This is a genomic window from Ruegeria sediminis, assembly GCF_005938215.1.
Classification (GTDB): Bacteria; Pseudomonadota; Alphaproteobacteria; order Rhodobacterales; family Rhodobacteraceae; genus Ruegeria; species Ruegeria sediminis.
Map to the genome: position 1 here is coordinate 200,355 of NZ_VCPD01000004.1, position 21,893 is coordinate 222,247.

Sequence of the window (21,893 nt, forward strand, 5' to 3'; positions counted from 1 at the left end):
TGTTTTCAACTCCCGTTTCGTGACAGTTTGGGCCGGCCCATGACATTCCAGAACCGACACGACCGGAGAAAGGAACGCCAATGTACCGTTTTGTCCTGATCCTGACCGCCCTGGCCGCCTGCACCGACACGCAGGTTCCGGTCGAAAGCGTGGCAGCGCCCGAGCCGGCGCCGGTCGATCTGGCCTTCTGCAAGGGCGAGAGCTTCGCGAATTCGGTGGGACAGCCGGTTTCGACCATACAGTCGAGCCTGCCCGACAAGGCGCGGGTTCTGGGTCCGGACGACATCGCCACACAGGATTACCGGGTCGACCGGCTGAATGTTTTCGTGGACGGATCGGGGGTGATCCAGCGCCTGACCTGCGGTTGAGCCGCAGCTCTGCGGCCCTCGACTCGGCCGGTGATTCTCGGGTAAGAACAAAATAGGAACATCTTGATGTCTGCCCGATGCCGAAACGCCGAATACTCTCGCTCTGGTTCCCCCGCCTCGGGGCGGAACGGCTGGTGCGGGCCGCACGCGGCCTGCAGTCCGGCCCGCTGGCCGTCGTGGCGGAACAGGCCAACATGCAGGTCATCACCTCGCTGAACGCCGAAGGACAGGCCGCCGGTCTGCGCGTGGGCCAGCCGGTGCGCGACGCCCATGCCATGTGCGCGGCCCTCGTCACCCGCCCCCGCAACGCCCCCGCCGAGGCGGCGTTCCTGTCGGCGCTCAGGCGCTGGGCGGGCAAGTTCAGCCCCTGGGTCGCCGAAGAGGCGCCGGACGGGCTGGTCGTCGACCTGTCGGGCTGCGCGCATCTGTTCGGCGGCGAAGCGGCCCTGCTGGACGTGATCGAGACCGACTGCGCCGACATGGGGCTCGGCGTGCAGATGGGCATTGCCGACACGCTGGGCGCGGCCTGGGCCCTGGCGCGCTATGCCGGGCAGGAGGCCGCATCGGACCGCAACGGCGACGCCATTGCCCAAGAGGCCCGCGCCACCCGCGCCCGCGCCGGCAAGCGGCGGCACTGGACCAGGGGGGGCGCCGCGCCGCAGGTGGCGGCGCCGGGCGGCGGCGCCCGGATCGCGCCGCCGGGGCAGACCTATGGCGCGCTCAGCCCGCTGCCGATCGCCGCGCTCAGGCTCGAAGACCACACCCTGGCGCAGCTGAACCGGCTGGGCCTGCGGCGGATCGGCGACCTGCTGGGCCAGCCGCGCGCCGGCCTGGCCCGGCGGTTCGGCCGGGGCCTGGTGCTGCGGCTGGACCAGGCCATGGGCAGCGCGCCGGAACCGGTCTCGCCCGCCCGGCCGCCGCATCACTTCGCGGTGCGGATGACCTTGCCCAACCCGATCGGGCTGACCGAGGACGTGATGGCGGCCATCGACCGGATGCTGCCAGCGCTCTGCGCCCGGCTCGAGGAAAAGGGGCGCGGCGCGCGCGCCCTGCGGCTCGAGGCGCACCGCACCGACCAGGCCGCCGAGGTGGCCGAGGTCGGGCTGGCCCGCCCCTCCTTCGACAAACACCGCATTCGCCCTTTGTTAGAGATGAAAATCGACAAGATCGACGCCGGCTTCGGCATCGACATGCTGCGCCTGGTGGCGGTGCGGACCGAGCCGGTCCATGCCCGCACCCTCACCGGCCATGCCGAGGCCAGCCGCGCGGTGCGCGAGCGGTTGGCGGGCAGCACGGCGGTCGATGACCTGCTCGGAAAGCTGGGCGCGCGGATCGGGCTCGAGGCGATCACCCGCCGCCACCCGGCGGCCTCGCACATCCCCGAGAAAACCGCGCAGACCCTGGCCGCCGCCTGGTCGGAGCCGGCGCGCGACTGGCCCGTCCCGCCGCGCCCCCGGCCCCTGCTGCTGTGGCGGCCCGAGCCGGTGACGGCGCCGGATACGCCCGATGTCCCGCAAACCTTCCGCTGGCGCGGGCGCGACTGGCGGCTGGCGCAGGCGACCGGCCCCGAGCGGATCGCCCCGGAATGGTGGCTGGACGACCCCGACTGGCGCAGCGGGGTGCGCGATTACTGGACGGTCGTGACCGAACAGGGCGACCGGTTGTGGCTGTTCTACGGCCACGGCGGAACCATGTCCGCGGGCTGGTTCTGCCAGGGAAGTTTCGCGTGAAGCGCCGAAAAAAGATGGCGAGCCGAGCGGAAAAAGCCCCGCCGCCGCGTGATCGCGGCGCCTCAACTGCAGGCGATCTGAGCGCATCAGGCTTGATTTGGAGAAAAATTCTGGCAAGGCTTGAGATATGAACATGCAGCCACCCAGCCCGTTGCCAACGGGTCCGGCCCAGATGCAGGTCGCGTTCGACCGGCGCGAATTGTCCTTGATCCTCTCTGTCTATGGCCGGATGGTCGCTTCGGGAGAGTGGCGCGACTACGGCATCTCGAACCTGCGCGACATGGCCGTGTTCTCGATTTTCCGCCGCAGCGCCGAACACCCGATCTACCGCGTCGAAAAGCATCCCCGCCTGCGGCAGCGGCAGGGCATGTACTCGGTCGTCGGCATGGACGGGCGCATCCTGAAACGCGGGCCGGATCTGCGCGCGGTGCTGCGGGTTCTCGAACGCAAGCTGATCCGCCCGGTAGACCCTGATTAGAGCCTTTTGTGGGCCGTGACCGGCCCGTCGCCCTGCGCCTCGATCCGGGCCAGGGCCTCTGTCAGGGGTTCGTATTGCACCGCCATGTGATGGGCGTTGGCGTGCAGCAGCGTTCCGGCGTCCGCGACCCAGGCCACATGGCCTTTCCAGAACATCAGGTCGCCGCGCCGGGGCGGCGTGTCGGGCGCAAGCGCGCTGCCCAGGGCGCGCTCCTGATCGCCGCTGTCGCCGGGGCACGGGATGCCGCAGGCCAGCAGGGCCGCCTGCACCAGCCCGGAACAGTCCAGCCCGAATCTGCTGTTGCCGCCCCACAGGTAGGGCGTGCCCAGAAACAAGGCCGCCGCCGCGACCGGATCCGGCAGCACCGTGCCTTGTTCCACCACATGCGGTCTGGGCACGAAGCCCGCGTCGGTTTCGACGAATGTCCCGGTCTCGGAAATCGCCGACAGACGGCTGCCGAAACTCAGCGACATCCGATCGGGGCTTTTCATGTCGGGCCGTTCGTAGACATGCGTCGCCGGTGCGCTGACCCAATGGGTCGCGCGCCGCACCGGCCCCAGCGCATCCGGCCGGACCCAGCCCGGATAGCCGTCCTTGTCCGCGATCAGCCGGCACCACCCGTCCCGTTCCTCGCTGACCTGCACCGTGTCGCCGAACAGCAGCTGCCGGTCGCGCGGCCCGTCCGGATGGCGCAGCAGATCGACGACCGGCGCGATGACGCGGCGCGCCGTCATAGGTTCAGCATCTCCGGCAGCGCCGCCAGCAGAGCGCGGGGCCCCTGCCCAAGCCCGCCCTTGCTGCGGCCCGGCTCCTTGGTCTGTTGCCAGGAATAGATGTCGAAATGCATGTAGGCGCTGTCCCCGACGAACCGGCGCAGGAACAGCGCCGCCGTGATCGACCCCGCGAACCCGCCCGATGGTGCATTGTCCAGATCGGCGACCCCCGGTTCGATCTGCGTCTCGTAGGGTTCGTGGAACGGCAGCCGCCAGACCGGGTCGGCAACCCGCGCCGCCGCACGGCTCAGCGCCAGCGCGGCGCCATCGTCATCGGTGTAGAACGGCGCCAGATCGGCGCCGACGGCCACCCGCGCCGCGCCGGTCAGCGTCGCCATAGACACCACCAGATCCGGCGCGCCCTCATCCGCCAGCGCCAGCGCATCCGCCAGCACCAGCCGCCCTTCGGCATCGGTGTTGTTGATCTCGACCGTCAGTCCCTTGCGCGAGGTCAGGATGTCGCCGGGCCGAAAGGCGTTTCCGGCCACCGCGTTCTCGACCGCGGGGATCAGCACACGCAGTTGCAGCGGCAGGTTCAGCGCCATGATCATCCGCGCCAGACCCAGAACGTTCGCCGCCCCGCCCATGTCCTTTTTCATCAGGGCCATGGCCACGGCCGGCTTGATGTCCAGCCCGCCGGTGTCGAAACACACGCCCTTGCCGACCAGGGTCAGTTTCGGCCCCGATGTCCCCCAGTTCATCTCGACCAGGCGCGGCGCCCGATCAGCGGCCCGCCCGACCGCGTGGATCATCGGCAGGTTCCGCTCCAGCAGCCCGTCACCGGCGACGGTTTCGCACGAGGCCCCGAATTCCGCCGCCATATCCTCGCAGGCGGCCTGCAGTTGCTCCGGCCCCATGTCGGCCGCGGGCGTGTTGACCAGATCGCGTATCAGCGCCTCGGCGCGGGCCAGCACCTCGATCCTCGCGGCGTCGATGCCCTCGGGCGCCACCAAACCCGCCTTGGCCTTGTTTTGCGTCTTGTAGCGGTCAAAGGCGTAGCCGGTCATCAGCCAGCCGAACGCTTCGACCTCCAGCGCCTCGGGCGCAACCCCGGACGCGATGCGATAGTCCCCCTTGGGCAGCGCCTCGGCGGCCGCGGCCAGCGGGAACCGCTTGCGCGCCCGACTGGCCGCATCGCCGTAGCCCGCCAGGGCGAATTCCGGCGCGCCGCCCGGCCCCGGCACCAGCAGAACCTGACCCAACGCGCCGGTGAAGCCATTGGCCTCGATCCAGGACCGGACATCCGGCCCGTGCTGGTCCAGCCAGGCCTCCAGCCCGGTCGATTCGATTACGTGCAGGGGCAATGCGCCGTCCGACGGCGCGGCGAAGGTCAGGGACATGGGCGGATCACCTCGGTTTGGTCGCGGCCCAGACTACTCTGCGCCTGCGCGCCTGCAACCCCCGTCAGACCGAAAGGTCCCGCTGATCCCAGACCGCGCTCAGAGACCGTTCGCCCACCCGGATCAGACGGAACAGCGTCGCGCTGGTGGCGACATGGTCGCCCGCGTCCACCGATCCCGACACGTCGCCCGCGACCCGCGCCAGGACCGTCATGCCGATCTGCTCGGATATCGCCACCAGCGACCGCGCACATTTGCGCAGCTCGGCCCAATCCTGCCGCCGCCACATCCGCTCGCAGTTCGACAGCCGGACCGCCAGTTCCTCGATCGCGCGGCAGACCACGTCTTCGGCGTCGCTGTCGCCAAGCCGGCGGTACAGGCTGCCCAGCCGCTCCGGGTCCAGCCGGACGGATTCCTTCTGTTCGAGTGTGATGACCTTTTCCACCCCGTTCACCCCTGTTTTTGCGCACCCCCACGGTACAGGTGCATCCTGTCGTCGCAGGCGTTCGCAAAACGTTGCCTTGGGTATTGATAATGTCTCGAATTTTCCCTCAATTCGAGCTAGACGAGCCTTCAGAAAACAAACGGGGGATGCGGGAATGGAATTTGCCCGGCCTTTGCCGAACTACCTGGCGCAGCGGTATCACGGCTGGAAAGCCACGACCTATGCCGAGAACCAGGTCTGGTACCGCCGGCTGGCGGACGAAGGGCAGCGCCCGCGCGCCATGGTGATTTCCTGCTGCGACAGCCGGGTCCATGTCACGTCGATCTTCGGCGCCGATCAGGGCGAGTTCTTCATCCATCGCAACATCGCCAATCTGGTGCCGCCCTATGAACCGGACGGAGACCACCACGGCACCAGCGCCGCGATCGAATACGCCGTGACCGCGCTCAAGGTGGCGCACCTGATCATTCTGGGGCACTCGCAATGCGGCGGCGTTCAGGGCTGCATCGACATGTGCAAGGGCCACGCGCCGCAGCTCGAGGCCAAGGAAAGCTTCGTCGGGCGCTGGATGGACATCCTGAAACCGAAATTCGATCTGGTGGCCGATGTCCAGGACGGCGCCGAACAGGCGCGCCAGTTCGAGAAACAGGCCGTCGTGGCATCCCTCGAAAACCTGATGACCTTCCCCTTCATCGCCTCGGCGGTCGAGGACGGCAGCCTCAGCCTGCACGGTCTCTGGACCGACATCGGCGAAGGCGGGCTGGAGTGCCTGGAACCGGGTACGGGAAAATTTGTTCCGGTCTGATCTTTCATTTTTCGCGTACCTCGTTATTTGAACGTGAGTTCAAATTGGGGACGCGCGCATGGATCAGATACTCTCGCTGACGGCAGACAACCTGCTGTCGCCAGTCATATTGAGTTTTGCCTTGGGGCTGGCGGCCTCGCTGGCGCGGTCGGACCTGTCTATCCCCGAAGCCATCGCCAAGGGCATGTCGATCTACCTGCTCTTCGCCATCGGCTTCAAGGGCGGCGTCAGCGTCGCCTCGCACGGGATCGACGCCACCCTGGGTCTGTCGCTGCTGACCGGCGTGCTGCTTTCCGCCCTGTTGCCGCTGGTGGCCTTCTTCCTGCTGCAGGTGCTGACCGACCTCGACCGCCTCAATGCCGGCGCGGTGGCGGCGCATTACGGCTCGATCTCGATCGTCACCTACGTCGCCGGAACCTCGGTCCTGGAAAGCCAGGGCCTGATCTACGAAGGCTACATGGTCGCCGTGGCCGCCGCGATGGAGGCGCCGGCGATCCTGTCCGCGCTGTGGCTGATCTCCCGCGGGGGCGGCGACCGCAAGATGGATTCGGACCTGTGGCGCGAGATCATCCTGAACGGCTCCATCGTCCTGCTTGTCGGCTCGTTCGCGATCGGATGGGCGACCGGCGAAGAGGGGCTGGCCGAGATCAGCAGCTTCGTCGTGTCCCCCTTCAAGGGCGTGCTGTGCCTGTTCCTGCTGGACATGGGCATCGTCGCCGGGCGGGGATTGCGCAGCGGCAGCGGGCTGATCAAACCCGGCCTGCTGGCCTTTGGCGTGCTGATGCCGGTGCTGGGCGCCTCGGCGGGGCTGGCCTGCGCGCTGCTGCTGGGCCTGTCCACCGGCGGAACCGTCCTGATGATGGTCCTCGGCGCTTCGGCCTCCTACATCGCGGTGCCCGCAGCCATGCGGGTCGCGGTGCCCGAGGCCAACCCGTCGATCTACCTGACCCTGTCGCTGGGCGTGACCTTCCCCTTCAACCTGACCCTGGGCCTGCCGATCTACGTGGCGGTGGCCCGCACCGTGACCGGAGGCTGACCTTATGCAAACACATGACGCGAAACGGGTTGAGATCACCATCGAAGCCGTGATGCAATCGCGCCTCACCGAGGCGCTGAAATCGGCCGGCGTGACCGGGTTCACGATCCTGCCGGTCTTCGGCGGATCCGGCCGGTCCGGCGAATGGAGCCGGTCGGGCCAGGTCAGCCGCGCCAGCGGCATGGTGCAGGTGATCTGCATCATCCGCCCGGAACGGCTGGATGCGCTGCTCGAAGCCGCCTTTGCCGTGGTGGACCGCCATATCGGCGTGGTCAGCGTCACCAATTGCCAGGTTCTGCGGGCCGAGCGGTTCTGAAACGAAAAAGGGGCATCCGGCGGATGCCCCTCGATCATGAACGTCGCTGCGGCGCGGTCAGCCCTTCTTCAGGACCTCGCGGCCCAGAAGCTCGGCGATCTGAACCGCGTTCAGCGCCGCGCCCTTGCGCAGGTTGTCGGACACGCACCACAGGTTCAGGCCGTTCTCGATGGTGGGATCCTGGCGGATGCGGCTGATGAAGGTGGCGAAATCGCCGACGCATTCCACCGGCGTGACGTAGCCGCCCGCCTCGCGCTTGTCGATCACCATGATGCCCGGCGCCTCGCGCAGGATGTCGCGGGCCTCGTCCTCGTCCAGAAAATCCTCGAATTCGATGTTGATCGATTCCGAATGGCCGACGAAGACCGGCACGCGCACGCAGGTCGCGGTGACCTTGATCGCGGGATCGACGATCTTCTTGGTCTCGACGACCATCTTCCACTCTTCCTTGGTCGAGCCGTCCTCCATGAAGACGTCGATATGCGGGATGACGTTGAAGGCGATCTGCTTCTGGAACTTCTTCGGCTCCACCTCGTTGATCGGGTTGTAGACCGCCTTGGTCTGATCCCACAGCTCGTCCATGCCCTCCTTGCCGGCGCCCGACACCGACTGATAGGTCGAAACCACCACGCGCTTGATCCTGGCGCGGTCATGCAGCGGCTTGAGCGCCACCACCATCTGCGCGGTCGAGCAGTTCGGGTTGGCGATGATGTTCTTCTTGGCGTAGCCGTGGATCGCCTGCGGGTTCACCTCGGGCACGATCAGCGGAATGTCCGCGTCGTAGCGATAGAGCGACGAGTTGTCGATCACCACGCAGCCCGCGGCCGCCGCCTTGGGGGCGTAATCCTTGGTCGCGGCCGAGCCCACGGCGAACAGCGCGATGTCCCAGCCGGTGAAGTCGAAGGCCGCCAGATCCTTGGTCTTCAGGGTCTTGTCGCCAAAGCTGACTTCGGTGCCCAGGGATTTTCGGCTTGCCAGAACGGCAATTTCATCCACCGGGAACTGGCGCTCGGCCAGGATGTTCAGCATTTCGCGGCCCACGTTGCCCGTGGCGCCGACGACGACGACGCGATAGCCCATGTCTTGTCTCCTGAGTTAAGGACGCGCGTTCATAACACCCTTTCCGGAAGAAAAAAGGGGTTGCGGGGGCGTATTTCCGCCTTTGACGCCGATTTCAGACGTGGCGCGGTGTCTCAGGCCGCGTCCAGCAGCGCGCGGTAGACCTCGACCAGGGCCTTGGCCTCGGCCTCGATGTCGAAATGCCGCTCCACATGCGCCCGCACCGCCTTGCCCGCGCGCAAAAGGGAATCGCGGTCGCCCAGCATTTCCGCCGCCGCCTCGGTCAGGGCCGGAATGTCGTCCGGCGGCACCACCCGGCCCAGCGACGGGTCGGTCACGATCTCGGAAAACGCGCCGACATCGGTCGCCACCACCGGCACGCCGCAGGCCATCGCCTCCAGCGGGGTCAGCCCGAACCCTTCCCAGCGTTGCGGCGCGACGAAGAGGTCCAGCACCTGGTACCACTCGGCGATGCGATCGACCGTGACTTCGGGCTTGAACAGGATGCGGTCGGCCAGACCGGCCTCGGCGACGCGCTGTTTCAGATCGGTCAGGTAACCGGCGTGCTTTTCCGTCGCCCGCCCCATGACGATGCCCGACACGTCATCGAACCGGCCGCACAGCCCGATCATCGCATCGACGAAGGCGTCGGTGCCCTTCTGGTGCCGGATCCGGCCATAGCAGCCCAGCAGCACGCCGTCCGGCAGGCCCAGCCGCGCCCGCAGCGCCGCGCGGTCTTCGGGCGGGGTGAAGTTCTCAAGGTTGATCCCGTGCAGGATCACGCGGGCGTCGCGATCCAGGTACCCGGCGGTCTTGCGCGAGGTGGCCACCACCGCGTCCATCCTGCCGATCAGCCATTTGGTATAGCCCGTATGCGCCCGCTGCGAGGCGCTGGTGAACAGCAGCTTCAGCCGCATCCGGAACAGGCCGCGCAGGATCAGGCCCAACAGCATCTCGGTATTGCGCCGTGCGTGCCAGACCCGCGTCGTGCGGCGCGGCAGGAACGGGATCTTCGCCAGCGGAATATGCGGCACGTCCGCGGGCAGCCCGGGGCCGGTCGCGGCAATCTCTATCCACCGGTTCTGCAAGGGCACCAGCCGGGCGATCGTCGCCGTCACGCCCGACAGCCGGCGCTTGAGGTTCGGGGCGATGACGCGGGCGTCTTTCACTTGCTTCTCCTGACCCGGGCTGGACGGCCGCGCTCAGTCTATGCTGTCGCGGCTGAACACGTAAATCGCGCAGCCGGCGGCAAGCGCGACCGCGAAGAACCCGAAGATCGCGGTGTAGGGCGCGGTAGGGCCCAGATCAACCGTTCCCGCGTGGATCCGGCCGGTGACGAATTGCATGATCCCCACCCCGCCGATGCCGAACAGGTTCAGCAGCGTCACGCCGCGCCCGACCAGATGCGCCGGGATGAAGGCGCGGCCATGCGCCATGATGACCGGAAAGGTCGCGCCCAGGAAACCGACCGCCGCCAGCAGAAAGACCGAACTCCAGACGGCGCGGTCGATCCACAGGCACAACAGCGCCAGGGCGCCGACCCCCAGGACGTTGCCGCCCAGGATGACCCACTTGCGGGTGCGCAACAGCCGGTCCAGCGGCCCGTAGACGAAGGTCCCGGCGATCATCGCCGCCCCCATGACCAGCGTCGCCTGCCCGATCTGCGTCGTGCTCAGACCGAAGACGTCGCGCAGATACGGCCCGGCCCAGAGCCCCCGCAGCGCGGCCGAAGGCGCATAGGCCACCAGCATCAGCGGCAGGATCGCCCAAAGCGCCGGCTCCTTCAGCAGGTCCAGAAGCGAGCCCTTGGCGTCGGTCTCGACCCGCTTGGGATCCTGGACGCTGGCCCAGATCCCCACCGCCACTGCGGCGGAAATCAGCGCCAGCCCGGCCAGCGTCGCCCGCCAGCCCACCAGCTCGACCGCCAGCGCCGTCGGGTAGGACGCCACGAGGTTGCCGACCGACCCCATGCCGAGCATCACCGCCGCAAGGGTCGCGAATTTCGCGGGCGGAAACTCGCGGGCGAAAATGAAATAGGACGCCATCAGCACCGGCGAACAGCCGACACCGATCAGGACCATGGCGAGGCTTACGTGGACCGGCGCGGTCGCCACCGCGAACAGCCCCGCGCCGCCTCCGCCGCCGATCAGCAACAGAACCGCCGCCGTGCGCCGCGGCCCGATCTTGTCCAGCGACCAGCCGACGGGAATCTGCATCAGCGCGAAGGTCATGAACCAGAGCCCCGAGGCAAAGGCCAGATCCTCGGGCGACGCGCCGATGTCGCGGCCGAGATCGGCGGTCAGAACTGCCAGAAAAGCCCGGAAGAATTGGCTGAGGACATAGGCCAGACACAATACCACCAATCCCGCCTGCATGTTCCCTCGCTCTGCCGGACGCCGTTGCCGGCATGGTTGGCATGTCTGGCCTTCATGCACAAGCGCGTGTGATATGTTGCAACCGGATGAAGTGACCGGCGCTTGGGCTATGTTTGCCCGAAACCGGGCGAGGGGGGGGCGATGTTCGACAGGCACGATCCGTTTTACGCGCAGCTTGCGCCCCTGCGGGAATTCTCGCAGCTGGCGGATCCCGAGCGGTTCCAGCCGGTTCCCGGCGACTGGGTCGTCGGCGCCGCCGACATCGTCGATTCGACCGGCGAGATCGAACGGGGCCGCTACAAGACCGTGAACATGGTCGGCGCTGCGGTGATCTCGGCCATGATCAACGCCCTGGGCGGACAGGTCTTTCCCTTCGTGTTCGGCGGCGACGGGGCGTCCTTCGCGGTTCCCGGCGCCGATGCGGCCCGCAGCCGCGAGGTTCTGGCGGCGATGCGGCGCTGGGCCGAGGAGGAGTTCGCGATCTCGCTGCGCGCCTCGCTGATCCCCGTGGCGGACATCCGCGCGGCAGGCCGGGACGTGCGCGTCGCGCGCTACGCGACCTCGGACGGCGTCGATTACGCGATGTTCTCGGGCGGCGGCCTGGCCTGGGCCGAGGCGCGGATGAAGGCGGGCGACTACGCGGTTTCGCCCGCGGACCCCGGCGCGCAGCCCGACCTGACCGGCCTGTCCTGCCGCTGGTCCAACAGCCGGGCCCTGAACGGCGAGATCGTGTCGCTTGTGGTCCAGCCCACCGAACGGGCGACCGAACGCGATTTCGCCGACCTCGCCCAGCGCCTGGTGGTAGTGTCCGAGGGGCTCGCGCGCGGTGGACACCCCGTGCCCCCTGCCGGGCCGCCGATGCGATGGCCGCCGCCCGGTCTCGCCCTCGACGCGCACGTGTCGCGCGAGGGCGGCAATCTGGCCCTGCGAAAACTGCTTTTGCTGGGGCAGAACCTGCTGATCTGGATCCTGTTCAGGACCGGCATGAGGCTGGGCTCGTTCGACCCCGAGCATTACCGGCGCACGGTCAGCGCCAATGCCGATTTCCGCAAGTTCGACGACGGGCTGAAAATGACGCTGGATTGCGACGGACCGACGCTGGCGCGGATCCGGCAGCTGCTGGACGAGGCGCAGTCCCGCGGCAAGATCCGGTTCGGCATCCATGCCCAGACCGAGGCGATGATGACCTGCTTCGTGCCGTCGGCGACGCAGGACGACCACGTCCATTTCGTCGACGGCGCGTCAGGCGGCTACGCGCGGGCCGCGGCCGCCATGAAGGGGCAGGAAATCCGCGCGTGACGCGCTATTTCCTGGCGCGCAGCCGGCCCACCACCCCGGTCGGGAAGAAATAGACCGACAGGATGAACAGCACCCCCAGCCACAGCAGCCAGCGGTCCGCGCTGAGCAGTTCCGGCAGCACCGGAAGCCCGTCGACGACGCCCGAGGCCACGCCCATCAGGTTCTGCAGGTAGTTCTGCGCGATCACCAGCAGCGTCGCGCCGATCACCGCGCCGTACATCGTGCCCATGCCGCCGATCACCACCATCAGAAGGATGTCGATCATGATCTCCATCGACAGGGCCGTGTCCGGCCCCACATAACGCAGCCAGATGGCATAAAGACTGCCGGCCAGCGCCGCCACCGCCGCCGAAAGGCAGGTCGCGGCGACCCGGTAATGCACCACCCGGTAACCGATGGCCTCGGCGCGGAAATCGTTCTCGCGGATCGCCTGCAGCACCCGCCCGAACGGCGAATTCACCACCCGCAGCATCAGCAGGAACAGGATCAGGCTGCCCAGGAAGATCAGGTAATAGGCCAGCAGCTTGCCGTTCAGCTTGACCCCGAACAGCTCGTCCCCGAACTTGAATGCCGGGCCCAGCGCGCGCGGCGTCTGAAAGGTCAGCCCGTCCTCGCCCCCGGTCAGGCCGGACAGCTGGCTGACCAGCACCGCCACCGCCGAGGCGACCGCCAGGGTGATCATCGCGAAGAAGATCGCCCGCACCCGCAACGAGAACAGCCCGATCACCAGCGCCAGCGCCGCCGCCACCCCGGCCCCGGCCACCGAACCGACCAGCAGCGCGTCAAAGCCGCGCCCCATATGCGTCGAGGCCAGCGCCACCCCGTAGGCGCCGATGCCGAAGAACATGGTATGCGCAAAGCTGACGATTCCGCCATAGCCCAGAAGCAGGTCATAGCTCGCCACCAGCACCACGAAGATGCAGATGCGCGCCGCCGTGTCCACGGTGCGGACGCCGGGAAACAGGAACGGGGCCAGCGCAAGGCACACCAGGATGACGCCGAGGATCAACGTCAGGGGAACCGACCGGGGCATGTCGCCCGAAAGAACCGCTTTCATCATTTCGCCTTCACCACCGGGATCATGCCCATCGGGCGCCACATCAGGATCGCGACCATCAGGCCGATATTGGAAATCAGCGCCACTTTCGGCTCCAGAAAGGCGACGTAGTTCTGCATCAGCCCGACCAGCAGCGCGCCGATGAAGCAGCCCTCGACGCTGCCGAGCCCGCCGATGATCACCACGATGAAGATCAGGATCATCGCCTGGTTGCCCATATGCGCCGTGATGACCTCCTGGTAGAGACCCCACATCACCCCGCCAAGCCCCGCCAGCGCGGATCCGGCGATGAACACGCCGACAAAGACCAGCCGCAGCCGGTAGCCCAGCGCCTGCACCATCTCGCCGTTCTCGACGCCGGCGCGCACGATCAGCCCGATCTTGGTGCGCCGCAGCACCCAGCGCATCGCCAGAAACACCACCAGCCCGATGGCCACCGCAACCAGCCGGTATTTCTCGAGCGCGGCCCCCGCGAAGGTCACCGCCCCCTTCAGGGCTTCGGGACGGGCGATATAGATCTCCTCGGGCCCCCACAGCACGATGATCAGCTGCTCGACCACGATCAGCCCGCCCATGGTCACCAGGATCTGTTTCAGGTGATGGCCGTAGACCGGCTCGACGATCACCTTCTCGAAGGCCCAGCCCATCAGCCCCGTCGCCGCCATCGCCCCGAACACCGCCACCATCAGCGCCGCGAGGTTCAGCGCCAGCGACGGCGCCGAGGTCATCTGCCCCAGCACCAGCAGGACCGACACGCCGACGAAGGCGCCGACCGACACGAAGGCCCCGTGGCCGAAATTGATCACGTCCATCAGGCCGAACACCAGCGTCAGACCCGAGGCCATGATGAAGATCATCATCCCCATCGCCAGGCCCGAAACGGTCAGCGTCAGCCACGAGGTCGAACTGGGGATCGCAAGAAACCCCAGGACGATCAGCACCGGGATCAGCAGCACCGGCATCCACGGTCCCAGCCGATGCGCGAACGAGGCTTGCGCCATCTTGGGCGCATGTTCAGGCGCGACACTCATGCGCGGCCTCCCTGCGTTTTTGTTTTCGTTTTCTGCAACTCGACCATCTGCCTCAATGCGCCTCCATGCTCAGACCCATCAGCCGCTCCTGCAGGGCCGCGTCGGTGGACAGTTCGGCCATCTGCCCGGACCAGATCATCCGCCCGTCATCCATCACGTTGGCGCCGTCCCCCAGGGCCCTCGCGACCGAGAAATTCTGTTCGACCAGCAGGATCGACGCGCCCTGCTCCTTCAGCTCCTTCAGGGCCCGCGCCATGGTCGAGATGATCGCCGGCGCCAGCCCCTTTGTTGGCTCGTCGATCAGGTAGAGCCGCCGTTCCTCGACCATCGCCCGCGCGATCGACAGCATCTGCTTCTGTCCGCCCGACAGGTTGCCGGCCTCGGATTTCCAGAACGTCTTGAGCGGCGGGAAGATCGAGAACACCCAATCCAGCCGCGCCGGGTCGATCGGGCCGGACACGGCCGCAAGGATCATGTTCTCCTCGACGGTCAGGTCGGCGAAGATGCCCATTTCCTCGGGCACGAATCCGACGCCAGCCCGCGCGATCGCCGGGGTCGGCATCCGGCTGATGTCCTCGCCATCCAGCAGGATGCGGCCCTGATGCGCGCGCCAGTGGCCGATGATGGTGCGCAGCGTCGTGGTCTTGCCGACGCCGTTGCGCCCCAGCAGCATCGTCACCGCGCCGCGCGGTACCTCCAGGTCCACGCCCTGCAGGATGTGATACTGGGCGATGTTGGTATAGACACCCTCGAGCCTGAGAATGGGATCAGACATCTTCCAGCTCCCGGCCCATGTAGGCCTCCTGCACCACGTCCGAGGCCATGACTTCGGCCGGCGGTCCATCCGCGGCCAGCGCGCCGTTGTGCAGCACGATGATGCGATCGGCCAGGGTGCGGATCACGTCCATCTTGTGCTCGACCAGCAGAACCGTGCGGTCCTTCTGCTCCTTCAGCGCGGCGATCAGTTCCAGCACCACGGGCGCCTCGTCCACGCTCATGCCGGCGGTCGGTTCGTCGAACATGTAGACGTCCGGATCCAGCGCGATCAGCAGCGCCACCTCCAGCTTGCGCTGGTTGCCGTGGGACAGTTCCGAGACCACCTGGTCGCGATTGTCCAGCAGCCGCACCCGGGCCAGGATGCCCTCGGCAGCGTCGGTCAGTTCCGCGTGGCGGCTGGCCATGGACAGCAGGTTGAACCCCTGCCCCGCCTTGGCCTGCACAACCAGCCGCACGTTTTCCAGCACGCTCAGATTCGGAAACAGGTTGGTCAGCTGGAACGCCCGCCCGATCCCGGCGCGGGTGCGGTGCGACACCGACTGCCCCGAGATGTTCCGGCCGCGCAGCAGAACCCGCCCCGCCGATGCCGGGATCTGGCCCGATATCAGGTTGAAATAGGTGGTCTTGCCCGCGCCGTTGGGCCCGACGATGGCCGTCAGCTCTCCGGCCCGGAACGCGCAGGTCACCGCATCCACGGCGACATGACCGCCGAACCGGACGGTCAGGTCCTCGGTGGCTAGAATGGGAGGTGTCATGGGCTGAGGTCTTCTTTCGACAAAGGACCGGCCCGGAGCCCGAAGGTCTCCGGACCGGACAAGGTCACAGGGATTACTGGTTGCGGACCGGGATCGGCAGATCTTCGATCGTCAGTTCGCGGACAAGCTCGGGGATGGCCCACTCGACGCCATCATCGATCTTGATCTTGAAGTGATACATGGACTGCAGCGCCTGGTGATCCTCGGGGCGGAACTTCATGGTGCCCTTCGGCGTCTCCCATTCCATGCCCTCCATCGCGGTGATCAGGGCCTCGGTATCGGTGCCGCCCGCCTTCTTGATCGCCTCGACGATCGCGATGCCGGCCGCCATGCCGCCCGCGGTGAAGAAATCCGGCGGCGTGCCGAACCGTTCCTGATGCTCCTTCACCAGCCAGTCGTTCACCGGGTTCTTCGGGATTTCATAGTAGTAATAGGTCGCCCCTTCCATGCCCGGGAAGTCCTTGTAGGCGCTCATCGCCGCCAGGATGTTGCCCCCGGTCGCGATCTCGATGCCGAAGCGGCCCGGATCCATGGCGTTGATCTTGCCCATCGGGTTGCCGCCGCCGGCCCAGATGATGAACAGCCGCTTCTCGCCGTCCAGATCCTTCATCGCGTTGAAGATGCGCTCGGCGGCGGCGGTGAAGTCGGTGGTGTCGGTCGGCACGTATTCCTCGTGCACGATGCCCGACCCGGCGCCTTCCAGCGCCTCCTTGAACGCGGCGATGCCGTCGCGGCCAAAGGCATAATCCTGCGCCAGCGTCGCGATGTGGACGTTCTCGCCCGCCAGCGCAATGGCGTTCGCCACCGCGTCCTGGGACGAGTTCCGCCCGGTGCGGAAGATGTAGCGGTTCCAGTTCTCGCCGGTGATCGAATCCGCCACCGCCGGTTCCACGATCAGCAGCTTTTCATACTCCTGCGCCACCGGCAGCATCGCCAGCGCCACGCCCGAGCTGACGGGTCCGACGGCCAGGTCCACCTCGTCGTCGCCATAGGCCTCTTCCAGCAGCGCCTTGCCGTTTTCCGGCTTCAGCTGCGTGTCCTTCTCGATCACGACGATCTTTTCGCCGTCGATCTCCATGGTGCCGCCGGTGGCGTATTCCAGCCCCAGCATCAGCCCGTCATGGGACTGCTTGGCATAAGCCTCGAACGGGCCGGTCTTGCCGTAGACATGGGCGATCTTGATGTCGGCGGCGGCTGCGGATGCCAGCGCCAGCGCCGACACCATTCCTGCGCACAGAATGCGTTTCACGTTTATCCTCCCCGATGGTGCGCCACGGTTTCGGCGCTGCAATATTTGAATGTGAGCAGGCTAAGGTGGAGGAGGCGCAACGGTCAATTATGCGGAAATACGTATTCCCTTACGGCCCTGCCTCATTTCGCCTTCCAATGCGCCGACAGCGCCCGTGCGGTCTGCGTCAGCAGCATCACGTCGATCCCCACCGCCAGGAATTGCGCGCCCATGTCCAGGTAGGCCTGCGTCGCCTCCTCGTTGGTGCCGAGGATGCCCGGCGCCTTGCCGGCCGCCCTGATGCGGGCAAGCGCATCGGCGATCACCGCGCGGACTTCCGGCGCGGCGCTGTTGCCCTGAAATCCCATATCCGTGGACAGATCCGCCGGCCCGATGAACACACCGTCGATACCCTCGACCTGAAGAATCTCGTCCAGGGCCGCGATCCCGGCCCGGTTTTCCACCTGCACCAGCAGGCAGATCTCGGCGTCGGCGGTCTGGATGTAGTCGCCGACCGATCCGAACATGGTCGCCCGCGTCGCAGAGGCCCCGACGCCCCGCGCGCCCTCCGGCGGGTACCGGCAGGCGCGGACAAGTTCGCGCGCCTGCTCCGCGCTTTCCACGATCGGCACGATGACCGTCTGCGCGCCGGCGTCGAGCACCATCTTGATCAGCCAGGTCTCGCCCACGGGAACCCGCACCACCGGATGCGACGGGCTGGCCGCCAGCGCCCTCAACTGGTCCCGGATCGACCGGATGTCGTTGGGCGCGTGTTCGCCATCGATCACCAGCCAGTCGAATCCGGCCGTGCCCATGACTTCGGCGACGCTGGCCTCGGCAAAGCTCAGCCAGCAGCCGATCAGCCGATCGCCCCGTATCAGAGCCTGTTTGAACGTGTTGACGGGGGCAGGCATGGCGGAACCTCTCAGGCGAAAGCGATGTCGACCGTACCGAACGGCCCGAAATCGGCGTGGAACGCGGACCCCGGCGGGGCCTCGATGGGGCGGATGAACGAACCCGACAGGACGATATCCCCGGCTTCGATGACCTGTCCATACTCGGCCATGCGCCGCGCCAGCCACTGGACCGATATGACCGGGTCGTTCAGGACGCCGGCGCCCAGCCCGGTTTCCTCGACCGTGCCGTCGCGGCTGACGATGGCGCCGACCCAGCGCAGGTCCTGCGCATCCGCCGCGTGACGTTCCGCCCCCAGCACCACGCCCGCATTGGCGGCGTTGTCGCTGATCGTGTCGGTGACGATGCGGGCCTGACCCGTCGCCGGATCGGCGCGCAGGATGCGGGTGTCCAGGATCTCCAGCGACGGGCAGACATGGCCGGTCGCCGCCAGCACGTCCTCGCGCGTGCACGCCGCCCCGGCCAGCGGCGCCTTCATGACAAAGGCGATCTCGGCCTCCACCCGCGGCTGGATGAACCGGCCCGCCGCTACGGTGCCGCCATTTTCGAACAGCATGTCGTCCAGCAACACGCCGCTGTCCGGCGTGTCGATGCCCAGCGCGTCCTGCATCGCCCGGCTGGTCAGCCCGATCTTCCAGCCGACCTTGCGCCGCCCTTCGGCCAGTTTCGCCGCCACAAACCGCTTCTGCACGGCGTAGGCGTCATCCAGCGTCATGCCGGGATGCCGCAGGCTGAGCAGCCCGCATTGAACGCCCGTCTTCTCGGCCAGGAACAGGACCTCAGCCGCTTCCTGATGCTGCGCCGGGGTCATTCGTCCTCCACCGTGTTCACCAGCCTGCCGATGCCTTCGGCCTCGATCTCGACCACGTCGCCGGGCTTCAGGAACCGCGGCGGATCGAACCTTGCCCCGGCCCCGGTTGGCGTTCCGGTGATGATGATGTCCCCGGGCACCAGCGTCGTGAAGGTCGAGATGTATTCGATTTGCCGCCGGATCGGGAACAGCATCCGGCTGGTGCGGTCGTCCTGCCGCAACTCTCCGTTCACCCTTGTCGTCAGCCGGATGTCATCAAGTTGCGCCGGCGCAAGAAACGGCACTAACCAAGGCCCGATCGCCCCGGACCGGTCCCAGTTCTTGCCCTGCGTGACGTTGAATTTCGCATGGCGCACCCAGTCGCGCAGCGTGCCGTCGTTGCAAAGCGTCAGCGCCGCGATGTGGTCATAGGCCCGATCCTGCGAAATGCGGCGGCCGCCCTTGCCGATGACCACGGCGATCTCGCCTTCGTAGTCCAGTTGCGGCGTTTCCGGCGGCCGGATCAGCGGTTGCCCCGCCCCGGTGAACGAGCGCGGAAAGCGGATGAACAGCGACATGTTCGGCGGCGCATCCTGCCCGTCCCTGTATTCCACATTGCGGTCGGGAAAGTTCACCCCGACACAGATGATCTTTTCCGGCGCGGGGATCGGGATTTCATACCGGAAGCCGCCATCGGGATGCGTGACCGCCTTGCCCTTGGCGGCCAGGGCCAGATCGTGCAGCCCGTCCGCCTCGATCACCTCGCGCAGCGTCGGCCAGTCGGGGAAATCGGGCGAGAGCGCGATCATGCCCGCGTCGGTCGCGACACCGTAATACGTGCGCCCGTCCGCGCTGAAGGTGGCGAACCGCATCAGGCCAGCCCCCGCGCGATTCCGGTGATGACGTCGAAGGCCATCATCACGTCCGCCTCGGTGGTCTCGAACTGCCCGGCCTGAAAACGGATCGCCAGATCGCCATCCACCCGCGTCTGCGTCAGGTAGATGCGGCCGTCGTCGTTGATGGCGTTGACCAGCCGCAAATTCAGGGTGTCCAAGTCATAAGATCCGCCCTCGGAAGGTGGTACAAAACGGAAGGTCCAGAGCGACCACATCGGCGGCGTGACGATTTCGAAATCCGGCTCGGCCGCCAGCCGGTCATGCAGCGCCAGCGACCAACTGATGTGATTGCGCATACGTTGGCGCAATCCCTCCAGCCCGTAGGTGCGGATCACGAACCACAGCTTCAGCGCGCGGAACCGGCGGCCCAGCGGCACCGACCATTCGGAATAGTTGATGATCCCGTCCTTGCCGTGGGTTTTCAGGAATTCCGGACTGATCGCCAGCGTCTTGACCAAGTCATCCGGGTTCTTCAGGAAATGCGCCGAGCAATCGAACTGCACCCCAAGCCATTTGTGCGGGTTGAAGACGATGCTGTCGGCGCGCTCGATGCCCTGCCAGTAGTGGCGATACTCGGGGCAGATCATCGCGGACCCGGCCCATGCGGCGTCCACGTGGGTGTAAAGCTCGTGTTTCGCGGCAACCTCCAGGCACTGGTCGATGGGATCGGTGGCGCCCGTACCCGTTCCGCCAACGCTCAGGATCACCCCTGCGGGTTGAAAACCAGACTCTAAATCAGCCTGAATCGCCTTTTCCAGTGCCACCGGATCCATCCCCCGCCAGTCACCGCGGATCGGTACGCGGACCAGGTTCTGCTGCCCGATGCCCGCAATCCAGATTGCCCGGTCGATCGAGGTGTGCACCTCGGACGAACAATAGACGCGCAACGGTCTCTGCCCGAACAGCCCCTGCTGGTTGCCCTGCCAGCCCAGCGCCTTTTCCCGCATGGTCAGCACCGCGGCCAGCGTCGCCGACGAGGCCGAATCCTGAATGACGCCCGCAAAGTCCCGGGGCAGGTCCAGCGCCTGCCGCAGCCAGTCCGTCATCCGGGTTTCCATCTCGGTCGCCGCCGGCGAGGTCTGCCACAACATGCATTGCGGCGCGATGGCGCTGGCCAGGAACTCGGCCAGAACCGAAGGGGCCGAGGCGTTTGAGTTGAAATAGGCGAAGAAACGGGGATGTTGCCAGTGGGTGATCCCGGGCATCACGATCTCTTCGAAGTCCCGAAAGATGTCTTCCATCGCTTCCGGCGTCTCGGGCGGCGCGTCAGGAAGGGCGGTCAGCACCTCGCCCGGCTCGGTCTGCGCCCGGACGGGCCTGTCCCCGACGGTCTGATGATAGTCCCGCGCCCAGTCGGTAACCTTGTGGCCCCAGTCGGTAAATTCGTTCCAGTCCATCCAGATCTCCTACGGCGCGATGATGGGCTGAGCGGTCAGCGCACTCGGCACCGGCTTGATCCCGTCGAAGGTCGAGCCTTCTTCGAACCAGCTGCGCGGTGCAGGCGCGCCCCAAAGTGTCTGACGCTGAGGGTCGGTGAGGGACCACTTGATCGGCTCAAGATCGGGATCGACGGTCTGATAGTCCGAACAATAGATCTCGATCCGGTGCCCGTCGGGGTCCCGTACGTAAAGGAAGAAGGCGTTGGAAATGCCGTGCCGGCCCGGCCCTCTTTCGATATTGCCGACATAGCCGGTGGTCGACATCAGGTCGAGCAGGTCGATGATGTTGAGCGGATTCGGCACCCAGAAGGCCGTGTGGTGCAGCCGGGGCCCGTGGCCGTTCGTGAAGGCCACGTCATGCACACCGCCCTTGCGATGCATCCATGCGGCCCAGATTTTGCCGCTGACGTCATCCTCGGTGTATTCGGTCACCCGGAATCCGATCTCGTTGTAGAATGCGACTGCGCTGTCCACGTCCGCCGAGAACATGTTGAAATGGTCGATCCTCAGCGGCTTTGCCCCTTTGTAGAGCCTGTATTTCTGGTGGATCGGCTCCAGCCGCTCCATCTTGACATAGAATTCCAGAGGGATGCCCCAGGGATCGCGGACCCGCAGCGTACGCCCCATATGCGGGCGTTCGACCCATTCGGTCGGCAGGCCGCGCAAGGCAAAGAACCCCGCCGCCTTGTCGAGATCCGGCTCATCGTACAGCTTGAAACCCAGCACCCCGACTTCGGCCTTGTCGGCCTGCTCCAGCACCACGCAATGATGACCGCGTTCCTCCATCGCGCGCAGGTAGATGCGCGCGTCGTCCTCGTGGGTGACCTGCAGGCCCAGCGTGTCGACGTAAAAGGCGCGCGAGGCCCCCAGGTCCGTCACGCTGTATTCAACATGGCTGAGCCGCACGATGTTGAAAGGCGGGTAGAGATTGGGGGCCGGAACGGGCATTTGTTCGATCTCCTTGCTATGCCGGGTGAAGCC

The 21,893-nt window shown here is 66.7% G+C and carries 23 protein-coding genes; 7 read left to right on the plus strand and 16 right to left on the minus strand.

Annotated elements, in window-relative coordinates:
- Positions 1–80: 80 nt before the first annotated feature.
- The 3 genes from FGK63_RS12475 to FGK63_RS12485 all read left to right on the plus strand — a co-directional run bounded on the left by FGK63_RS12475 (position 81) and on the right by FGK63_RS12485 (position 2,576).
- Entirely contained in the window at positions 81–368 is a 288-nt protein-coding gene (locus FGK63_RS12475) for an I78 family peptidase inhibitor (RefSeq protein WP_138842699.1), read from the plus strand.
- A gap of 77 nt (positions 369–445) precedes the next feature.
- The gene (locus FGK63_RS12480) at positions 446–2,098 is read left to right on the plus strand and encodes a Y-family DNA polymerase (RefSeq protein ID WP_138842701.1); all 1,653 of its coding nucleotides are present in this window, start codon (positions 446–448) and stop codon (positions 2,096–2,098) included.
- A 127-nt stretch (positions 2,099–2,225) separates the two neighbouring features.
- Positions 2,226–2,576 carry a DUF2794 domain-containing protein gene (locus tag FGK63_RS12485; protein ID WP_138842703.1) on the plus strand — a complete coding sequence of 117 codons (351 nt, stop codon included), beginning with the start codon at positions 2,226–2,228 and terminating at the stop codon, positions 2,574–2,576.
- On the opposite strand, the gene FGK63_RS12490 is transcribed toward FGK63_RS12485, so the two are convergent.
- From FGK63_RS12490 to FGK63_RS12500, 3 genes are all read right to left on the minus strand, one after another.
- Entirely contained in the window at positions 2,573–3,310 is a 738-nt protein-coding gene (locus tag FGK63_RS12490; protein ID WP_138842704.1) for a C40 family peptidase, read from the minus strand. The two genes, FGK63_RS12485 and FGK63_RS12490, sit on opposite strands and share 4 nt — an antisense overlap.
- Positions 3,307–4,689 (minus strand): leucyl aminopeptidase family protein, encoded by a 1,383-nt coding sequence (locus tag FGK63_RS12495; RefSeq protein WP_138842706.1) that lies wholly within the window; start codon positions 4,687–4,689, stop codon positions 3,307–3,309. Before FGK63_RS12495 ends, FGK63_RS12490 begins: the two co-directional genes overlap by 4 nt.
- A gap of 64 nt (positions 4,690–4,753) precedes the next feature.
- A complete protein-coding gene (locus FGK63_RS12500; protein WP_138842708.1) occupies positions 4,754–5,143 on the minus strand; it encodes a hypothetical protein in 390 nt (129 codons plus the stop codon).
- 145 nt (positions 5,144–5,288) lie between these two features.
- Between FGK63_RS12500 and FGK63_RS12505 the strand changes: the two genes are divergently transcribed.
- The 3 genes from FGK63_RS12505 to FGK63_RS12515 are packed head-to-tail and all read left to right on the plus strand — an operon-like array spanning position 5,289 to position 7,291.
- Positions 5,289–5,939, plus strand: coding sequence for a carbonic anhydrase (locus tag FGK63_RS12505; protein ID WP_138842710.1), 651 nt, complete (start codon positions 5,289–5,291; stop codon positions 5,937–5,939).
- Positions 5,940–5,997: 58 nt separating this feature from the next.
- Positions 5,998–6,975, plus strand: coding sequence for a sodium-dependent bicarbonate transport family permease (locus tag FGK63_RS12510; RefSeq protein ID WP_138842712.1), 978 nt, complete (start codon positions 5,998–6,000; stop codon positions 6,973–6,975).
- Between the two features lie 4 nt (positions 6,976–6,979).
- Positions 6,980–7,291, plus strand: a complete 312-nt coding sequence (locus tag FGK63_RS12515; RefSeq protein ID WP_138842714.1) for a P-II family nitrogen regulator — start codon at positions 6,980–6,982, stop codon at positions 7,289–7,291.
- 57 nt (positions 7,292–7,348) lie between these two features.
- On the opposite strand, the gene FGK63_RS12520 is transcribed toward FGK63_RS12515, so the two are convergent.
- The 3 genes from FGK63_RS12520 to FGK63_RS12530 all read right to left on the minus strand — a co-directional run bounded on the left by FGK63_RS12520 (position 7,349) and on the right by FGK63_RS12530 (position 10,725).
- Entirely contained in the window at positions 7,349–8,371 is a 1,023-nt protein-coding gene (locus FGK63_RS12520; RefSeq protein WP_138842716.1) for an aspartate-semialdehyde dehydrogenase, read from the minus strand.
- Positions 8,372–8,484: 113 nt separating this feature from the next.
- Positions 8,485–9,519, minus strand: coding sequence for a glycosyltransferase family 4 protein (locus FGK63_RS12525; protein WP_138842718.1), 1,035 nt, complete (start codon positions 9,517–9,519; stop codon positions 8,485–8,487).
- A 33-nt stretch (positions 9,520–9,552) separates the two neighbouring features.
- Positions 9,553–10,725, minus strand: coding sequence for an MFS transporter (locus FGK63_RS12530; protein ID WP_138842721.1), 1,173 nt, complete (start codon positions 10,723–10,725; stop codon positions 9,553–9,555).
- Between the two features lie 141 nt (positions 10,726–10,866).
- On the opposite strand from FGK63_RS12530, the gene FGK63_RS12535 reads away from it, so the two are divergent.
- Positions 10,867–12,024 (plus strand): DUF3095 domain-containing protein, encoded by a 1,158-nt coding sequence (locus tag FGK63_RS12535; protein WP_138842723.1) that lies wholly within the window; start codon positions 10,867–10,869, stop codon positions 12,022–12,024.
- Between the two features lie 4 nt (positions 12,025–12,028).
- On the opposite strand, the gene FGK63_RS12540 is transcribed toward FGK63_RS12535, so the two are convergent.
- The 10 genes from FGK63_RS12540 to hpaD form a co-directional block, all read right to left on the minus strand.
- On the minus strand, positions 12,029–13,084 hold the full coding sequence (locus FGK63_RS12540; protein ID WP_138842725.1) for a branched-chain amino acid ABC transporter permease: 1,056 nt from the start codon (positions 13,082–13,084) through the stop codon (positions 12,029–12,031).
- A complete protein-coding gene (locus FGK63_RS12545; RefSeq protein ID WP_138842727.1) occupies positions 13,081–14,112 on the minus strand; it encodes a branched-chain amino acid ABC transporter permease in 1,032 nt (343 codons plus the stop codon). Before FGK63_RS12545 ends, FGK63_RS12540 begins: the two co-directional genes overlap by 4 nt.
- Before the next feature lie 52 nt (positions 14,113–14,164).
- A complete protein-coding gene (locus tag FGK63_RS12550; RefSeq protein WP_138842730.1) occupies positions 14,165–14,887 on the minus strand; it encodes an ABC transporter ATP-binding protein in 723 nt (240 codons plus the stop codon).
- The gene (locus tag FGK63_RS12555; RefSeq protein WP_138842732.1) at positions 14,880–15,644 is read right to left on the minus strand and encodes an ABC transporter ATP-binding protein; all 765 of its coding nucleotides are present in this window, start codon (positions 15,642–15,644) and stop codon (positions 14,880–14,882) included. Before FGK63_RS12555 ends, FGK63_RS12550 begins: the two co-directional genes overlap by 8 nt.
- Before the next feature lie 73 nt (positions 15,645–15,717).
- Positions 15,718–16,893 (minus strand): substrate-binding domain-containing protein, encoded by a 1,176-nt coding sequence (locus tag FGK63_RS12560; RefSeq protein ID WP_138842733.1) that lies wholly within the window; start codon positions 16,891–16,893, stop codon positions 15,718–15,720.
- 122 nt (positions 16,894–17,015) lie between these two features.
- Positions 17,016–17,786 carry an HpcH/HpaI aldolase family protein gene (locus FGK63_RS12565; RefSeq protein ID WP_138842735.1) on the minus strand — a complete coding sequence of 257 codons (771 nt, stop codon included), beginning with the start codon at positions 17,784–17,786 and terminating at the stop codon, positions 17,016–17,018.
- An 11-nt stretch (positions 17,787–17,797) separates the two neighbouring features.
- Entirely contained in the window at positions 17,798–18,598 is an 801-nt protein-coding gene (gene hpaH, locus FGK63_RS12570) for a 2-oxo-hept-4-ene-1,7-dioate hydratase (protein ID WP_138842737.1), read from the minus strand.
- A complete protein-coding gene (locus tag FGK63_RS12575; protein WP_138842739.1) occupies positions 18,595–19,449 on the minus strand; it encodes a fumarylacetoacetate hydrolase family protein in 855 nt (284 codons plus the stop codon). Before FGK63_RS12575 ends, hpaH begins: the two co-directional genes overlap by 4 nt.
- On the minus strand, positions 19,449–20,870 hold the full coding sequence (locus FGK63_RS12580; protein ID WP_138842741.1) for a pyridoxal phosphate-dependent decarboxylase family protein: 1,422 nt from the start codon (positions 20,868–20,870) through the stop codon (positions 19,449–19,451). Before FGK63_RS12580 ends, FGK63_RS12575 begins: the two co-directional genes overlap by 1 nt.
- 9 nt (positions 20,871–20,879) lie before the next feature.
- Positions 20,880–21,860: a 3,4-dihydroxyphenylacetate 2,3-dioxygenase gene (gene hpaD, locus FGK63_RS12585; protein WP_138842743.1), complete on the minus strand. Its 981-nt coding sequence runs from the start codon at positions 21,858–21,860 to the stop codon at positions 20,880–20,882.
- Positions 21,861–21,893 lie beyond the last annotated feature (33 nt).

What these genes read in the sequence shown, in the direction of transcription:
- FGK63_RS12475 (WP_138842699.1), top strand. Translation starts at nt 81, where the DNA reads ATGTACCGTTTTGTCCTGATCCTGACCGCCCTGGCCGCCTGCACCGAC.
- FGK63_RS12480 (WP_138842701.1), top strand. Translation starts at nt 446, where the DNA reads ATGCCGAAACGCCGAATACTCTCGCTCTGGTTCCCCCGCCTCGGGGCG.
- FGK63_RS12485 (WP_138842703.1), top strand. Translation starts at nt 2,226, where the DNA reads ATGAACATGCAGCCACCCAGCCCGTTGCCAACGGGTCCGGCCCAGATG.
- FGK63_RS12490 (WP_138842704.1), bottom strand. Translation starts at nt 3,310, where the DNA reads ATGACGGCGCGCCGCGTCATCGCGCCGGTCGTCGATCTGCTGCGCCAT.
- FGK63_RS12495 (WP_138842706.1), bottom strand. Translation starts at nt 4,689, where the DNA reads ATGTCCCTGACCTTCGCCGCGCCGTCGGACGGCGCATTGCCCCTGCAC.
- FGK63_RS12505 (WP_138842710.1), top strand. Translation starts at nt 5,289, where the DNA reads ATGGAATTTGCCCGGCCTTTGCCGAACTACCTGGCGCAGCGGTATCAC.
- FGK63_RS12510 (WP_138842712.1), top strand. Translation starts at nt 5,998, where the DNA reads ATGGATCAGATACTCTCGCTGACGGCAGACAACCTGCTGTCGCCAGTC.
- FGK63_RS12515 (WP_138842714.1), top strand. Translation starts at nt 6,980, where the DNA reads ATGCAAACACATGACGCGAAACGGGTTGAGATCACCATCGAAGCCGTG.
- FGK63_RS12520 (WP_138842716.1), bottom strand. Translation starts at nt 8,371, where the DNA reads ATGGGCTATCGCGTCGTCGTCGTCGGCGCCACGGGCAACGTGGGCCGC.
- FGK63_RS12530 (WP_138842721.1), bottom strand. Translation starts at nt 10,725, where the DNA reads ATGCAGGCGGGATTGGTGGTATTGTGTCTGGCCTATGTCCTCAGCCAA.
- FGK63_RS12535 (WP_138842723.1), top strand. Translation starts at nt 10,867, where the DNA reads ATGTTCGACAGGCACGATCCGTTTTACGCGCAGCTTGCGCCCCTGCGG.
- FGK63_RS12540 (WP_138842725.1), bottom strand. Translation starts at nt 13,084, where the DNA reads ATGATGAAAGCGGTTCTTTCGGGCGACATGCCCCGGTCGGTTCCCCTG.
- FGK63_RS12545 (WP_138842727.1), bottom strand. Translation starts at nt 14,112, where the DNA reads ATGAGTGTCGCGCCTGAACATGCGCCCAAGATGGCGCAAGCCTCGTTC.
- FGK63_RS12550 (WP_138842730.1), bottom strand. Translation starts at nt 14,887, where the DNA reads ATGTCTGATCCCATTCTCAGGCTCGAGGGTGTCTATACCAACATCGCC.
- FGK63_RS12555 (WP_138842732.1), bottom strand. Translation starts at nt 15,644, where the DNA reads ATGACACCTCCCATTCTAGCCACCGAGGACCTGACCGTCCGGTTCGGC.
- FGK63_RS12565 (WP_138842735.1), bottom strand. Translation starts at nt 17,786, where the DNA reads ATGCCTGCCCCCGTCAACACGTTCAAACAGGCTCTGATACGGGGCGAT.
- hpaH (WP_138842737.1), bottom strand. Translation starts at nt 18,598, where the DNA reads ATGACCCCGGCGCAGCATCAGGAAGCGGCTGAGGTCCTGTTCCTGGCC.
- FGK63_RS12575 (WP_138842739.1), bottom strand. Translation starts at nt 19,449, where the DNA reads ATGCGGTTCGCCACCTTCAGCGCGGACGGGCGCACGTATTACGGTGTC.
- FGK63_RS12580 (WP_138842741.1), bottom strand. Translation starts at nt 20,870, where the DNA reads ATGGACTGGAACGAATTTACCGACTGGGGCCACAAGGTTACCGACTGG.
- hpaD (WP_138842743.1), bottom strand. Translation starts at nt 21,860, where the DNA reads ATGCCCGTTCCGGCCCCCAATCTCTACCCGCCTTTCAACATCGTGCGG.